This is a genomic window from Pararobbsia silviterrae, from assembly GCF_003628125.1.
Lineage (GTDB): Bacteria > Pseudomonadota > Gammaproteobacteria > Burkholderiales > Burkholderiaceae > Pararobbsia > Pararobbsia silviterrae.
Genome location: NZ_RBZU01000019.1, coordinates 36379 through 50360, shown reverse-complemented (window position 1 = coordinate 50360; position 13982 = coordinate 36379). Strand labels below are relative to the sequence as shown.

At 60.4% G+C, this 13982-nt stretch carries 18 protein-coding genes; 10 read left to right on the top strand and 8 right to left on the bottom strand.

Features of this window, described 5'->3' with window-relative positions:
- Nucleotides 1-17 precede the first annotated feature (17 nt).
- The 8 genes from D7S86_RS27190 to D7S86_RS27150 form a co-directional block, all read right to left on the bottom strand.
- Nucleotides 18-314: an HU family DNA-binding protein gene (locus D7S86_RS27190; protein ID WP_158602108.1), complete on the bottom strand. Its 297-nt coding sequence runs from the start codon at nucleotides 312-314 to the stop codon at nucleotides 18-20.
- Nucleotides 315-479: 165 nt separating this feature from the next.
- Nucleotides 480-875 carry a hypothetical protein gene (locus D7S86_RS27185; protein WP_121091263.1) on the bottom strand — a complete coding sequence of 132 codons (396 nt, stop codon included), beginning with the start codon at nucleotides 873-875 and terminating at the stop codon, nucleotides 480-482.
- Between the two features lie 609 nt (nucleotides 876-1484).
- Nucleotides 1485-1661 carry a hypothetical protein gene (locus D7S86_RS29685; RefSeq protein ID WP_158602107.1) on the bottom strand — a complete coding sequence of 59 codons (177 nt, stop codon included), beginning with the start codon at nucleotides 1659-1661 and terminating at the stop codon, nucleotides 1485-1487.
- Nucleotides 1662-1696: 35 nt separating this feature from the next.
- Nucleotides 1697-2203, bottom strand: a complete 507-nt coding sequence (locus D7S86_RS27170) for a hypothetical protein (protein ID WP_240648429.1) — start codon at nucleotides 2201-2203, stop codon at nucleotides 1697-1699.
- A 3-nt stretch (nucleotides 2204-2206) separates the two neighbouring features.
- Entirely contained in the window at nucleotides 2207-2968 is a 762-nt protein-coding gene (locus D7S86_RS27165; protein WP_121091260.1) for a hypothetical protein, read from the bottom strand.
- Nucleotides 2925-3797 (bottom strand): hypothetical protein, encoded by an 873-nt coding sequence (locus D7S86_RS27160; protein ID WP_121091259.1) that lies wholly within the window; start codon nucleotides 3795-3797, stop codon nucleotides 2925-2927. Before D7S86_RS27160 ends, D7S86_RS27165 begins: the two co-directional genes overlap by 44 nt.
- 103 nt (nucleotides 3798-3900) lie before the next feature.
- Nucleotides 3901-4086: a hypothetical protein gene (locus D7S86_RS27155; RefSeq protein ID WP_121091258.1), complete on the bottom strand. Its 186-nt coding sequence runs from the start codon at nucleotides 4084-4086 to the stop codon at nucleotides 3901-3903.
- A 104-nt stretch (nucleotides 4087-4190) separates the two neighbouring features.
- Nucleotides 4191-4463 (bottom strand): helix-turn-helix domain-containing protein, encoded by a 273-nt coding sequence (locus D7S86_RS27150; protein ID WP_121091257.1) that lies wholly within the window; start codon nucleotides 4461-4463, stop codon nucleotides 4191-4193.
- 151 nt (nucleotides 4464-4614) lie between these two features.
- Here D7S86_RS27150 and D7S86_RS27145 point away from each other — a divergent pair, with 151 nt between their 5' ends.
- The 10 genes from D7S86_RS27145 (at nucleotide 4615) to trfA (ending at nucleotide 13964) form a co-directional block, all read left to right on the top strand.
- Entirely contained in the window at nucleotides 4615-5358 is a 744-nt protein-coding gene (locus tag D7S86_RS27145; RefSeq protein ID WP_158602106.1) for an XRE family transcriptional regulator, read from the top strand.
- Between the two features lie 171 nt (nucleotides 5359-5529).
- Nucleotides 5530-6357 (top strand): RecB family exonuclease, encoded by an 828-nt coding sequence (locus D7S86_RS27140; RefSeq protein ID WP_240648428.1) that lies wholly within the window; start codon nucleotides 5530-5532, stop codon nucleotides 6355-6357.
- Nucleotides 6327-7505, top strand: coding sequence for a recombinase RecT (locus D7S86_RS27135; RefSeq protein WP_240648427.1), 1179 nt, complete (start codon nucleotides 6327-6329; stop codon nucleotides 7503-7505). The genes D7S86_RS27140 and D7S86_RS27135 overlap by 31 nt, the downstream gene beginning before the upstream one ends.
- Before the next feature lie 48 nt (nucleotides 7506-7553).
- A complete protein-coding gene (locus tag D7S86_RS27130; protein WP_121091254.1) occupies nucleotides 7554-9407 on the top strand; it encodes an AAA family ATPase in 1854 nt (617 codons plus the stop codon).
- Between the two features lie 8 nt (nucleotides 9408-9415).
- Nucleotides 9416-9964: a single-stranded DNA-binding protein gene (locus tag D7S86_RS27125; protein ID WP_121091253.1), complete on the top strand. Its 549-nt coding sequence runs from the start codon at nucleotides 9416-9418 to the stop codon at nucleotides 9962-9964.
- Nucleotides 9965-9966: 2 nt separating this feature from the next.
- The gene (locus tag D7S86_RS27120; RefSeq protein ID WP_121091252.1) at nucleotides 9967-10578 is read left to right on the top strand and encodes a hypothetical protein; all 612 of its coding nucleotides are present in this window, start codon (nucleotides 9967-9969) and stop codon (nucleotides 10576-10578) included.
- A 95-nt stretch (nucleotides 10579-10673) separates the two neighbouring features.
- A complete protein-coding gene (locus D7S86_RS27115; protein WP_121091314.1) occupies nucleotides 10674-11129 on the top strand; it encodes a nuclease domain-containing protein in 456 nt (151 codons plus the stop codon).
- Nucleotides 11130-11285: 156 nt separating this feature from the next.
- Nucleotides 11286-11933, top strand: a complete 648-nt coding sequence (locus D7S86_RS27110; protein WP_121091251.1) for a ParA family protein — start codon at nucleotides 11286-11288, stop codon at nucleotides 11931-11933.
- Nucleotides 11930-12349 carry a hypothetical protein gene (locus tag D7S86_RS27105; RefSeq protein WP_147432506.1) on the top strand — a complete coding sequence of 140 codons (420 nt, stop codon included), beginning with the start codon at nucleotides 11930-11932 and terminating at the stop codon, nucleotides 12347-12349. The genes D7S86_RS27110 and D7S86_RS27105 overlap by 4 nt, the downstream gene beginning before the upstream one ends.
- Before the next feature lie 751 nt (nucleotides 12350-13100).
- Nucleotides 13101-13964 (top strand): plasmid replication initiator TrfA, encoded by an 864-nt coding sequence (gene trfA, locus D7S86_RS27100; RefSeq protein WP_121091249.1) that lies wholly within the window; start codon nucleotides 13101-13103, stop codon nucleotides 13962-13964.
- The last annotated feature ends 18 nt before the right edge of the window (nucleotides 13965-13982 follow it).

The window sequence follows — 13982 nt, the reverse complement described above, 5'->3', positions numbered from 1 at the left end:
TTGGCGGCCGTCACGCATCAAGCAGGTACGTTCTCAGCCTTGATACGCTTGCTGAAGCGCGGTACGGGCTTCGCTTTCACGAGCACCGAGGCCGGCGCCACGAACGATTCACGGGTGCTGGGCTTTTGCCGCACACGTTCCTCGACCGGCATGCGCTTGATCGTCACAAGCCCGGGGACCTGCACCGATCCGAAATCCTTGATGTGATTGGCCGAGACCTCCTCGAGCGCTTTCAGCGCGCGGGAAACCTGCGCGGCGGTAAGCGACGAGGCCGCAGCGACGGCGGCGACAAATTCTTTCTTCCTCACTTCCATCCTCTCCGTAAGTACGAACACGAGACCCGATAAAACCGAGTCTCTTGTCACGACCGACCGAGAGATTCGTTCCGGCCATTGCTGCACCGAACGCAGGAAGGATTCTATCCCCATTCCTCGAAAATATGCGTTTAACGCAGAATTTATTTTCGATTAAGGAAGAATTCAGAAACCAGAGATCTTGACCGGGCGGATCGGCGCGGCGTCGCGCTCCGTCTTTTCCGGCCGGCGCCGTTCGCGCACGAGAATTTCGTGGGGGACCTCAGGCGTGACGCACGGGTTCTTCACGCACACGAGCAATTGGCCGAGTTCGCCGCAGTCGGCGCCGCAGCAGCAGAGCAGCTCCGCCCCGCCGGCCGCGCGCTGCCCGCACTCGGCGCATCGAACCTCAATCACGACGCCCTTGGCAACTTGCTCGAGCACGCGGCCGAAGCAGTATCGACAGCAATGATCGGCAAGACGCCATCCGCTCGCGCCCCGCGATTTGCGCAAAGGCTTGCCGTCGGCAGGCTGCTCGTCGGACGGATCATCTGCTCCGAACAGGTCGAACTGGACGAGCATCGCTATGCCTCCAGCGGAATCAGAACCGGCGGCCGTGACCAGGCGACGCCCCGCTCATGACCGCGGCGAAGCATCGTCAATGCGAGCTCGATGCGATCGACGACCGGGTCCGGGTGAACTTGAACGACAGCGCGCGACCAGGTCACGTACGTCACAGACGAGAAGAAGAGGCCCGACCACTTGCGAGGCTTCGCACCCTTCGCGTTTGCGCCGGAGACAACCTCCTTCTCGCGGTTGAAACACGAGACGCAAATCGTGCCGCCGCGCACGAGACGCATGCGGCCGACGAGCCGCGACCCTTGCGTGCGGCCGTCGCGCCGGCAGCGCACGCACGCCGGCCGATAGACGATCGATGAAGACGGTGGGCTCGCCGCGGGCGGAGCATCGACTCCCGCATGCGTGGCACCGACCGAGCACCCGATGCATCGCTGCAGGCGCCCTTGCTTAACAGAGTGCGGCGCGTCGGTGAAATTTCGCGCGCATGCATTCACACTCATCGTCCCATAGTGCGCGCACGCGAAGTACTTGCCAGGCGCGCCCTCTTGCTCGAAATACGTCACGGGGAAATCGGGTTTCGCTGCCATAGGACACCGTCGTCGAAGAGGTAGGTCAGTGCAATAGGGCTGAGCGCGGCCGGTCCTCCACTACGCGGAACCGGACGCCGAGCACACGCGCGGCGCGAAAAAATATTTCGATCGCCTCTTCCTCGTCGCATTCGAACTCGGCCGCATACACGGCAAAGTCCCACGAATCGTCGGCATTGATCGCAGCGATCGCGCGCCGCACGCGCCAATCGGTATGTATCGGTATCGCTTGGGCACTCATGTCGCGGAATATTCCTCGATAAGCCAACCACCGCCATCAGCCTTTGTCTGCTTGATGACCTTTTTCATACGGAATACGGGCAGTACTTCACCGCACAGCTTTAATTTCAATTGGCCTTTGTCCGTCGTGCGGCCGCCCTTCGTTTCATGGATCTCGAGAACCATGTCGAAAGGAAGCACGAGCCAATCGACCTCGTAAAACGTGTTGTTTGCGAGGCGCACGTTGAACGGGTGGAATTTCCAGAACAGGACTTTGCCGATGCGCTTCTGTTCCTCGAGGAAATCCGCGTACTGCCCTTCGGTCTTGTTCATCGTGCCTTTCGGCAAGCGGCCCAGCGCCTGGAATGCCTGGTTCGCTGCGTGCGCACGCAAGACCTTTGCATCGGCAGCGGAGAGCGCAGGCGCGACCGCAGCGGGCGCGGGACCTTGTGCGCGACGTGGCGCCTCACGCTTCCGCAAATGCTCGGCGTATTGCTCGGGTGTCATGCGCACGCTATTCGTCATGCTTCAGGCCTCACCGCTCGACGCGGATGCGCGAGCGGCGAGCGCACGCTCGGCGTCGAGCACGAGTTTCGCAGCGACCGGCTCGCCCCGCGCTTTGCGCTCGAGCGCGCGCTGAGCCCACGCGAGCCCCGGAACCGACGTCTGCTGAAGGTGCGTCCGCGCGAGCGACGCGAGGCGAGCCTTCGCCGACTCTGTGTCCGTCACCGCGGTGCCGGGCGCAACGAGCGCCGGCGCGCGCTCTGGAACGGGCGGCACGATTCCCTGCGCGAGCACGGCCTCGAGCGCGGCGGCGAAGACGGGGCGCAACCATTCGCGCGACTTTGAAAGTATGTCGTATTCGCCCACGCGCACGGCGGCCCAAAACACGCATGCGTCGGTCCACCGGTCCTCCCCTCGCCTGCGCCGCTCCATCTGCACAACGGCTTCAGAGAGCGCGCGATCGGCGTCGATCGCCGGCGGCAGGCAAACGCGCAAGAAGTCCGCCCACGACGGGGGATGCTTCAGCTTCTCGACCGCCGCCATGCCGCGGCGAATCTGTCCGATGGTCAATCCGTTCGCACGGATCCGCTCTGCCCAAACGAGCTTCGCGCTTGCGATGCCCGTGTCGACGCCGTCGACCACGTCGCCCGAGAGAAATTGATCGCCGAAGCGTCGCCCCCAGATTCCATGCAGATGCAGGAACACCCGATCGATGCCCGTATCGGCGCCGCTCGGCGCGCGCTCAGTTGACGAAGCGAGCGTCAGCGTCGATGGTCTTGCCGTCATCGCGTGCTCCTACGGAATGAGGGGATGCCGAACCTACGATCGAGCGCGAAGAAGCAAAGCGCGTGTCGTCGCGCGCGGCCGGCGCCGAGGCGACCGGCACAGGCCACGCATCAGCAAAGTGCCGAGAGGGTCCAAAGAACGTCTTAGCCTGCTTCACGTACTCGGTGCCGAGCTTCCCTGTTTTGTCGCAGAACACCGCGTAGCGCTGCACGCCCTCGAGCATTTGCGCAGCGGTGTCGCCAGCAGCAATGCGCGCCTTCCAAGCCTTCAGCGCGTCGGCCTTCGAATTTCCACCGCCCCGACTCGGATAAAGCGCCCAGGCCTGCTCGAAATCATCGTCAGGCTGCGCAGCAGCCGATATAGATTTAGATCTGCGTTTTTTATCTGTGTTTACATCTGTCTTGTGATTGGGCGATTTCGCACCATCGACGGTGCGCTTTCGCCCCATGGATGGTGCGATTCCGCCCGATGCATTGGGCGAATTTGCACCATGCGCTGCGACGGGGGTTTCGGGCTGTGCAAGGTGCTTCGACTCATCATCGAACGCATACCAGTTGACTCGATCCCAACTGTCCTCAGCGAGCGTGCGCGCGAGCAAAACACCTTCGTCGACGAGCTTGCGAAGGATGCGTTTCACCTGATCGGCACTTAGGTATGGGAACAGCAGCGAGAACGCGCGAGCACTGTTGAACGTCCAGGTCCGGCCCTGGTGCTGGTGCTTCCCGTTCGCCTTGTTGTGCAAGATCCAGAATCGAAGATTCTGAAGAATGACAGCGGCGTTCACGCCATATCGAACGGCGTCGTCGACCTCGAAATGGTGCGTCGTCATGCGCCCCCCGCGCAAGCGGTGCGGCGCGCGGACTTGCAATCTGCACAGTTCACAAAAAATTGCAGAACACGTTCTGCTTGGCAGGCAACTTTCGGGATATAATTCACGCTAACTCGATGTAGTGGTTTGCAAAAAGAAGGCCCCGGCGTTCGCGCACCGGGGCCTTTTTGTTTTTTGTAATCAACAGGTTAATCATCAGACCGATCGGCTCGACAAGGCAGTCAGCACCGAAGAAATACGTCTGTTCGAAACCGGGCGAAACGCACTCTTTTTTTCCGATTTTGGTCATTTTTTGGTGCTTAGAACGACCAAAAAGCAAAAGACATCTGCCTAACCGAACGAACTCTTTGCCATCACGAGCAAAAATGCGTATCGTGCAACCCTAAAGAACGATTACGACAGAATCTCTGCTTTCTTCGTATAAGCAGACGATTTCGAAGGGCAGAAATCTGCGTATCGCTCAGGATAAAAGATATGAAGTTCGGTAATGTCCGGCGCAAAAAACTTGGCGAGCGCGGCCGCGAGGTCGCGTGACGCGTTGTGCAAACCGCGTTCGATGCGCGACAGATTCCCCGTGAACGTGCCTACGGCGGCCGCAACCTCCTTGAGGCTGAGGTCCCGAGCCTCGCGAGCTTTGCGAAGCGGGCTGAGATTGGCTGCGGTCATACCTATCTGCTTTTATCGAAGAAAATTTCCAGTAATTGTGCGTGAAGGGCAGATTTTGCGCAATGGCAAGCATGCGTCATGAGAAAACCGCAGATCCGACGGAACCAAGTCAGCAGTCCGAATACATTGAATGATCAGGGAGTACCCACACGTGTCCTTAGCTGAAATCGGCGCACAGATCCGCCGCTACCGACTCGAACGCGGCCTGACATTGATGGAAGTACAGGCACTTACGGGAATCAGCAACTCCAGCCTGTCGAAGATTGAGACGGGCAAACAGGGCGTGCCGCAGCCCAAGTTGGAGGCTCTCGCGACGGCATTGCAGGTGCGTGTCGCAGATTTTTTTCTTCCAACAAGTACAAATTCACTTCAAAGCAAGTCCGTTGCGGTGCATAATTCTGCACTCGACGCAACGGACACAACTACATCGCCCGCGTCGGACAAAGAAGAAATTACCGACTTAAAGTGGGACGATAACGTGGCGATTGGAACGCTAGAAGTAAGACCAGATGCAGCCCGGGGGGGCGTGACCGTTTCAGTCAGCGCCCGAGAGAAGATTCTGTTTCAAGGGTCCTTGATCCGCGAGACCGGTGTCGATCCTGAAAACCTTGTTTCGTTCAAGTTGCGCGACAGCGCAATGGGGCCGCGTTTGTGCCAAAACGACAGCATTGTTGCGGATCGCGCAGATACGGAAATTCCAGACGATGGCGGCGTGTTTCTCGTCGTGATCGACGACAAAGCATGCGTGCGCCGGCTGCATCACTACATCAACAAGGGCATTCGCATCACCACGGACAGCGGCAAGGTCCCCGAGATGACGCTCGACTACCGCCAGTCGCAGGCGCTGGTCATTGTAGGCCGCGTAAAGGGATTCCAAGGCATCGGCGGTTTCTAAGCGGGCACGAGCAGGCCCCTTCCTCCCTCCAGCAAAGCCCGGACGCGTCGCGCCGGGTTTTTTTTCGCCTAAATTTCTTCCTTTATCGAAAACTGCGCTTGATGGAGTTTCCGTATTCGCATAGTGTTCTGCCACCAGCGCAGAATACTGGACGGACACGGACCCGCTCAAGTGACACTTACCACGACACGCATCATCGAAGTACGCGCTTCGTCCTGGGGACGACTCTTTGATTGCGCGTATGCATGGGAAGGCGAGCACCTTCTCAATCTCAAACGCCCTTCGGGCATCCGAGCAAGCCTCGGCACTGCAGTCCACGCCAGCACCGCCGTATTCGACCAGAGCCGTATTGACGGGACGGGGATCACCGCGAGCGACGCGGCCGACGTATTCGTCGCCACGCTTCACAACCCGGGCGGCGACGTCGACTACAAGCAGGACCGCAGCATCACCATGCGCGAGGCCGAGCAGATCGGCCTGACCCTGCACGCGAAATATTGCGCGGAGATCAGCCCGCAATTCGAATTCGTCGCGGTCGAGATGAAGATGGAGCCGGTCGACATCGACTGCGGCGACGGAATCACGCTGCGCCTAAAAGGCACGATGGACCGAGCGCGCGTGGCGCGAGGTGGCGCCGGCGGCGTGATCATCCCCGACATCAAGACTGGATCGCGGCTCATCGATGCCGACGGCAACGTGCTGATCAAGGGACGCAGTCCTCAGCTCGGCGCGTACGCGATCATGTTCGAGCAGAACACGCGCACCCCGACTGAGGGGTCACAGATCATCGCCCTTCAGACGACAGCGAGCGCGCGCACGGGCGTGAGCAAGACGTTCGACGCCAAGCGCCCAATGCTCGGCACCTCATACGAAGACGGCCTGATTGCCCATGCCGTCCAGTTCCTCAAGTCGGGCATGTTCCCGCCCAACCCAAGCAGTCCTCTGTGTGACCCCCGCTTTTGCGGCCGGTGGGATTCGTGCATCTACCGCGACGCGTAACCGACCTACCCTTTCACTGGAATCCCGAGACTATGGCAACGACGTCCCTAACCGCACTTCGCGAAAACAACGCGCCGACTGAAAAGAAGTCGTCGCCGCAGCAGACCCTGAGTGACTTCTTCCAGAAACACAAGGCGCAGCTCGAAATGGCGCTGCCGACGCATCTCAAACCCGACCGCATGATGCGATTGGCGCTGACGCAATTCAGCCAAAACGCCGAGCTCGCCAAATGCGACATCCGGACGATTTTCGCGAGCGTGATCGTGGCCGCGCAACTCGGGCTTGAGATCGGCATCACGGGCCAAGGCTACCTCGTGCCCTACAAGGGCAAGTGCACGTTCGTGCCAGGTTGGCAGGGTCTCGTCGACCTCGTAGCACGCGCCGGGCGCGCGGTGGTCTACACAGGCGTCATTTACAGCGACCAGAAGTACACGTTCACCGATGGCGCGCGGCGCGACCTCGTGATCCACAACGAGACATCACTCGACGATCCGCTCGACATCACGCACGCCTATGCGATCGGATGGATTAAGGGCGCCGATATCCCCGTCGTCGAACTCTGGCCCATTAGCAAAATCGCGCGCCACCGCGACAAGGTCAACAAGGTCGGGCAGAAGCACTACAGCTTTAACAACTGGGAGATGTACGCGCGCAAAGTGCCACTCCTACAAGTCATCAAGTACGTACCGAAGTCGGTCGAACTCTCGAACGCGATCGCGCTGGACGCAGCCAGCGAAGACGGAAAAAACTTCACGATCGACGGCGACGGCCTCATTGCACCGATCAGCGACCTGAACACCCCCGACGTCGACGATGGACAGCACGGTGCTGAAAACGATACGCAGCGTGTCGAAAGCGCTCAGGAACCAGCTCAGACCACCACTATCGCTACGGCAGCCGCGCCATCGCACGCGAACTCAGCCCAAGCGGAGCCCGAGCAAGACCCCGCAGAGCGCGAGGCCGACAAGATCGAGCAGCAGCTGCGCAACGCAACGAGCGAAGACACGCTGGACATTGCCGCCGATCTGATCTCGTCGACGCCGAAGCATCGGCACAAAGCGCTCAACGCACTTTTTCGCGAGCGCCGCGCCGCCCTCCAAGAAGGCGCGCAGAGCTCGAAGCAAGCGACCCTCATTCAGATGGACTGACGCGGAGCGGCGCGCGAGCGCCGCTCCCCTCCCCCAACAGGAGCCAACGTGAAAATCACCAGCATCAGCATTCGCAACATCCTCGGCGCGCGCCGCATCGATATCGCTCCGGCGCGCCCTATCACCTTATTCGCGGGATTCAACGGCGCCGCGAAGTCATCAATCCAGGAAGCCGTGCGCATGGCCTTCACGGGCGAGACGTTGCGCGTGAACCTGAAGAAGTTCTATCCGACTCTGGTCACAGAGGGAGCTAAGGCAGGGACTGTGAGCGTCGCTACGGACATCGGAGAAGCGTCGTTTTCGCTCCCGGCCGGCACGAACGCCATGACCGGAGACCTGTCGCTCGGGCTTCCCGAGGCGCTCCCCTACGTTCTCAACGCGCAGGGCTTCGCGCGCTTGACCGACGACGAGCGGCGCACTTTCCTGTTTTCCCTCACCGATTGCGGCGTCACCGAGGACCGGCTGCGCACGATGCTGCTCGAGGCCAAGTGCGACGCCGTCTTCGTCGAGGAAACGCTGCCCCTGCTCAAGTCGATCACGGGCTTTCCCGCGGCCGCGAAGTTCGCGACGGTCAAGGTGACCGAAGCGCGCGGCGCATGGCGCGAAGTCACGGGCGAAACGTACGGCTCGAAGAAGGCTGAAGGTTGGCAGGCCGAGAAGCCCGAAGTCGATGCCGAAGCGATCGCGCAGGCCGAGGCGAAGCGTGATGCATGCGAGAAGCAAGTGCACACGACGCAGGAAATCATCGGCAGCCTTAAGGCTAAGGCCGAAGCGTACGAGTCCGAAACCCGAGAACGCGCCGCGGCCCGCGAGTTGGGCGAAAAAGTGCCGCGGCTTTTCTCGCAACTGATGGCCGATCGCCAGACGCTCGCCGAGGTTCAACAGCAGGTCGACGCGCTCAAGGCAAAGGCCGGAAGCGGGCCGCGAGTCGGGCTCGAACACGACCTGGCGCGCGGCATCGAATATGCCCTGGATGCCCTCGAAGGAACGAAGACGGAAAGTCTCGTCGAAATCTGCGCGCAGCTACAGCCGTCCTTCGATCGGTACGTCGACAAGTACGGCTTGCCGAGCAGCACAGGCGACGACGAGGCGCGCGCGAAGCTCGCGGAGTTCACCAAGGCACTCGAGATGGCGACCAACGCTCAAACGAACACCGAGCGTTCGTTGCGCTCCGCCGAGATCGCCCGCGAGAAAGCAGCGCAACCGTCGAGCAGCGAACAGGTCACGCAAGCCGACATCAACGTTGCGCAGGAATCGCTCGAGCTTCATCTCGCCGAGTATCGCGAGGCAGACGAGAACTACATCACCCTTCAACAGCAAAAGACGAAGGCAGACGAGGCAGACGACAAGTCCACGCGCGCCGCCAAGCATCACACCGCTGTGCTCGAGTGGGGGAAGCTCGCCGAGCAGCTCGGACCCGAAGGCGTGCCCGCGCAGCTGCTCGCGAAAGCGCTTAGGCCAATCAATAGCGCCCTTCGCAAATCCGCGATGGACACGAACTGGCCGCAGGCGACGATCCATACGGACATGACCATCACCGGCGACAGTCGTGCTTATAGCCTGCTTTGTGAGTCGGAGAAGTGGCGCATCGACGCGATGCTCGCCGAAGCGATCGCATCGATTTCGGGCCTCGGGATTTTGATCCTGGACCGCGTCGATGTGCTCGACGCGAAGTCGCGCGTCGCCCTCCTCCTCTGGCTCGCGAAGCGAGCGAACGATGGCGCCATCAACACGGCCCTCCTCTTCGCCACCCTCAAGCAACCCGCGCTTGGAATGCCCGAGCAGATCGCGTGCGAGTGGGTGCATGAGGGCGAACTCGCCGACGTCGACCAGATCGCCGAACTGTTCCCGGCCATTAGCGACCAGATCGCGAATTCGAACTCGTATCGCAACGCGGCGTAGCTGAACACATGCGGGGGCACTCCCCCGCTTCTCACGGAGCAAACGTTTTGAGCCTCAATCGCTGCACATTCATTGGAAACCTCGGCGCTGATCCCGAGGTTCGATACATGCAGAGTGGCGAAGCGATCGCCACGTTTCGAATCGGCGTCACGGATCGCTACAAGGACAAGCAGTCTGGCGACCAGAAGGAAATCACCGAATGGATCCGCTGCCAGGTGTTCGGACGCTATGGCGAGATCGCCGGCGAGCACCTGAAGAAGGGACAACAGGTGTATGTCGAAGGCAAGTGGCGCACGCGCAAGTGGCAAGACCAGTCCGGCAAGGACATCTATTCGACCGAGCTTCGCGTCGATAGCTTTCAGATGCTCGGGGGCGCTCGAAGCTCCGGTGGGGCAAACGACGATCGCGAGGAGCGCTCGAACAACCCGGCGCCGCCCCGCGGCGGCAAGCCCAAGTCGAGCGGATATGGCGACATTCCTGACGACGACATCCCGTTCATGCGGCCCGCTGCTGTCGACGGCATTCCCCTTCGGCGCGACGGCGCAGCGCGGTACTGATCATGGAAACGGCACAAGCACAACCAAAGCTGAGCCGCGCACAGCGTCGCGGCACCGATAAGGCATCGGTGCGCGCGCGCCGAGACGCGGGTGAGGCAGCGGCAGCGACGAAGCGCATGCGGTCACACATCACGAGCCTGGTGTACAAGGCAGAGGCCCATGCGCTCAAGAAGGCGGAGATCGCGAACAACCTTCCCTTCGCGCACGAGGAACAGCGACCGCGCATCGATGCCGTGTTCGGCCCCGTCGAATCGTTGCTCGACACACTGGTCGCGACCGGAGAAATCGAAACACTGCGAAACGGCGTCGCAGGTTTCCGCGCGCCTGATGGAAACCTCTATCCGCTCGCGCCTGCGCTCGAGAGCGTGTGCGTTACCTACGATAAGCTCGCGCGCACTCATGGATGGGACGACCAGACCGCGGGCCTTCGCAAGCTCGCCAAGCATTTCGAACTAGATATGCCCATCACGCAGCGCGAGGTCGACGCGGCACGGGCATCGATCGCCTGGATGCGCGATCGCACGTTGACAATGACGCCGGCGCAAATATCGGCCGAAATGCTAGAGGTCCAGATTCAGCGCGAATTGGCGTACGCCGGGATCATCAAAGCGTGAGTTGGAACAGCAGTTTTAAGTCTGCTGGAAAGGGGCTATCGCGAAACACCCCCCTCAAGCGTTCCGCTTTCCAGTCCAAGCCCGGCGCGAAGCAGATGCAACGCGCGGCGCCGATCGCTCGCACGAAGCCCGAGGCGCTCTCCTATCCAGTTTGCGATATTGCACCGGATCGCAAACTCGCACCGCGGTCGGGTCTGAAAAGCCGCCGAGCACCGACGAGTAAAATCAGGAAATCGGCGAACGGAGAGTATTGTCGGTTGCGCCTGCCAGGCGTGTGCAAGACGGAGATCGGAAACGTCGTGTGGGCGCATTCGAACCGCAGCGAGCACGGCAAGGCAGGAGGTATGAAGGCGGATGACGTATATGGCTGCTACGCGTGCTACTGGTGCCATTGCGTATATGACAGGCAGCATGCACGCCCGCAAGGAATGACACTTGAGTTCGTGGAGACACGGTTCACAGAAGCCATGCGAGAATCCCAGCACGCCCTCCTGCAAAAAAGCTTGATTGACGAACCCCCACCAACCACGAAACCCCTCCGCCAATCCTAGTTGATAGCCGTATAGCTGTATATCCGTATAGCACGCCTGATATACACCTATACGCACGCAAACACACACATAAGTATTTGATTCACCGAACGTTGCATTTCACGCACATTGCAACTACCCTGCGCGTATTCACATCAAGCGCGCGGGGTATTTGTCATGGCTGTTGTCTTGTTTGGCGGAGAGAAAGGGGGCAGTGGTAAAACCACGCTGGCCGTCGGGTATGCCGCAATGCTGGCGGGCGAGGGACGTGACGTGCTACTCGTCGATGCAGATAGGCAGGGATCGGCATCGCTATGGCACAAGATACGTCGCACGGAGAAAATCACCCCTGAAATCACGTGTGTCAGCATCTATGGCGCCACGATTGCAGAAGAGCTGACGACCCTCAAAGCAAAGTACGACGATATCGTGGTTGATACGCCTGGGCACGACGCGGAGGAAATGCGCGCCTCGATGGTGGCCGCCGATGTGGTGGTCACACCTGCTCAAACCAGCCAGTTCGACATCTTCACGTTCGCGAAGATGGACAACCACGTCAAAAACGCGCGGATCTGGAACAAGACTTTGCGCGCACTCGTGGTGATCAACCGCGCTCCGACAAACGCCCGATCGACCGACGTGGCGGAAATGCGCGAAGCCCTTCAAGACCTGACCCAATACCGGCTGCTGGACGGGTTCATCAGCGAGCGCAAGATATTCCGCCTGACGGCGCGCGACGGCCGCGCCGTGACCGAATACAACGGCAGCACTGACCCCAAGGCCGTAGCCGAGATGCGCGCCCTTGCTCTGGAGATCGCACAATGAATGCAGCCGCACGAGGGAAGGGCTTTCGCAGCCCGATGGAATTTATCAAGGGCGGCAACAGCGACGAGGCAGAAACACCGTCCTCCCTGACAGCAATCGACGCTGCCGAGGCAGCCGCGCACACACAAGACCAGGTGGCCGCCACTATGGCTTCGGAGGCCGTCGCTGCACCCAAGCCGCGGGAAAGGGCGCCCAAGCCCCCTGTGGAGCCGCAAAACGAGCCGCAGGACGATCCGTTGCCCATCCCTCGCCGCCGATCGGTGGCCACCACGCCGTTTCAAACTCGTCTCCCCGTCGACCTGCACGAGGAACTGCGGGATTTCTGGAAGGCCACGGACATTCCCATGTCCGAGGTGATCATCGCCGGCACTCGAGACAAGCTGGCCGCGTTGAAAAAGAAATACGGACTCGAGTAAAGCAAGTACACGGGGAGGGCAGGGCGGCAAACAGAACCCGAGCCTTGTAACACAGCACTCTGGACCACCGGGCGAGCAGCAATGCAGCCCGGTTTTTTTATGGTTTATCCCAACGCAAGGCAAGCCCGTCAGGGCGCGTCAGGCCCGAAGGGCACGGGCCGCGGGGAGCCTGTGGGCAGGGGAGGGACCGCGAAGCGGCTGTCCACGGCCGACAGGCGGTGGGCAGCGCCCCTGTCCATAGGCGGGCGCGAGTTCACCGACAGTGAGTGCTCACCGGGGCACGGGTTTCTAGCGATGGGGCATAACGTGTAGCCACGGGTTTCTAGCGACGATTTTCCACTATCGGGTTTCTAGCGACGGTACGAAATCGGGGGCCGGAAATCGCGAACTATCGGGTTTCTAGCGATGGTCTGGTGTGGATTAAAGAAGATTAAAGACTGATTAGGTCTCTCCAAAACACCATGTAATTCATTGAATAAAAAGGAAATTTCATGTCCATGCGATCGCTAGAAACCCGAGCCTCTATCGCTAGACACCCGAAGGTGTCGTCGCTAGGCACCCGAACACGTCGCCAGAAACCCGACAGATATCCACTGGATGACCGTCGTTAGACACCCGAGAGTTGTGCACAAACGCCGTTTTTCAGATCATCGCCAGAAACCCGAGCCTCTGGCCGAAAAGCAACGACCATCGCTAGAAACCCGAAGGTAGTGGGTTGCGAATCGTGCAGACTACCGCTAGTGTGGCCGCCATGAATGATCTCGTCGAAAAAACTAGGCAACTCGGTGCAGCGGCTCTCGCCAGAAGCGCTAAGGCTGCTGTCGCCAAGCCCGACGAGCCTACGCAGATCCCGCTCTGGCCGTCCAACGTCCGGGGCATGCCGAATTCGCTCGCGCGATCGGCGCTCTTCAACGTGAACCGCGCCGCGGCGCCGCGCGATCGATACTTCCCGGGAAAGCAAATCGCTAGCTCGGGAACGACGACGATCACGCACAAAGGCGAGGAGCTGCGGCAGGACGACGCCGACGTCTTTCTTGAGATCCTGCATCTGGCCCGAGACACGATTTTGTCGGAGCGCGTCGAATTCACCGGATACGCGATGCTGAAGACGCTCGGATGGGACACGTCGAGCAAAGGGTACGAGCGCCTCGTGAAGATCCTTGAGCGGCTGCAGGAAAGCTCGCTCAAGGTGGCGTTCGAGGGAAACCGAAAAGGCTTTCAGGGTTCGTTGATTCGAAAGTTCATCTGGAAGGACGGCACCGAGACGGACTCGGATGGGCAGACTCGGTGGATTTGCTACATCGAACCCGAGATCGCGCGACTGTTTGCATCCGATGATTACAGCCGAGTCGCGCGCGAGCAGCGGCTGCGGCTCAGGTCAGAACTGTCGAAGTGGCTACATAGCTACTACAACACCCACGCAGCTCCGTTCGCGGTGTCGGTGAAATTCATCCACCAGCAATGCGGGTCGCAGGCGAAGGCGCTGTCGCATTTTCGCGTGACGCTCAAAAAGGCTTTGACCGAACTTCAATCGGTCGGGTTTCTTGCTTCGTGGAAGATCGATGACGACGACAAGGTTCACGTCGGAAAAGCAGCGCGCGCGATCAGCGCTTAACCCGGTAACTCCATCGCG

Coding starts and splice junctions, on each gene's coding strand:
- D7S86_RS27155 (WP_121091258.1), bottom strand. CDS start 4,086: ATGACCAAAATCGGAAAAAAAGAGTGCGTTTCGCCCGGTTTCGAACAG.
- D7S86_RS27115 (WP_121091314.1), top strand. CDS start 10,674: ATGCAACGCGCGGCGCCGATCGCTCGCACGAAGCCCGAGGCGCTCTCC.
- trfA (WP_121091249.1), top strand. CDS start 13,101: ATGAATGATCTCGTCGAAAAAACTAGGCAACTCGGTGCAGCGGCTCTC.
- D7S86_RS27125 (WP_121091253.1), top strand. CDS start 9,416: ATGCGGGGGCACTCCCCCGCTTCTCACGGAGCAAACGTTTTGAGCCTC.
- D7S86_RS27190 (WP_158602108.1), bottom strand. CDS start 314: ATGGAAGTGAGGAAGAAAGAATTTGTCGCCGCCGTCGCTGCGGCCTCG.
- D7S86_RS27185 (WP_121091263.1), bottom strand. CDS start 875: ATGCTCGTCCAGTTCGACCTGTTCGGAGCAGATGATCCGTCCGACGAG.
- D7S86_RS27170 (WP_240648429.1), bottom strand. CDS start 2,203: ATGACGAATAGCGTGCGCATGACACCCGAGCAATACGCCGAGCATTTG.
- D7S86_RS27105 (WP_147432506.1), top strand. CDS start 11,930: ATGAATGCAGCCGCACGAGGGAAGGGCTTTCGCAGCCCGATGGAATTT.
- D7S86_RS27150 (WP_121091257.1), bottom strand. CDS start 4,463: ATGACCGCAGCCAATCTCAGCCCGCTTCGCAAAGCTCGCGAGGCTCGG.
- D7S86_RS27165 (WP_121091260.1), bottom strand. CDS start 2,968: ATGACGGCAAGACCATCGACGCTGACGCTCGCTTCGTCAACTGAGCGC.
- D7S86_RS27120 (WP_121091252.1), top strand. CDS start 9,967: ATGGAAACGGCACAAGCACAACCAAAGCTGAGCCGCGCACAGCGTCGC.
- D7S86_RS27160 (WP_121091259.1), bottom strand. CDS start 3,797: ATGACGACGCACCATTTCGAGGTCGACGACGCCGTTCGATATGGCGTG.
- D7S86_RS27110 (WP_121091251.1), top strand. CDS start 11,286: ATGGCTGTTGTCTTGTTTGGCGGAGAGAAAGGGGGCAGTGGTAAAACC.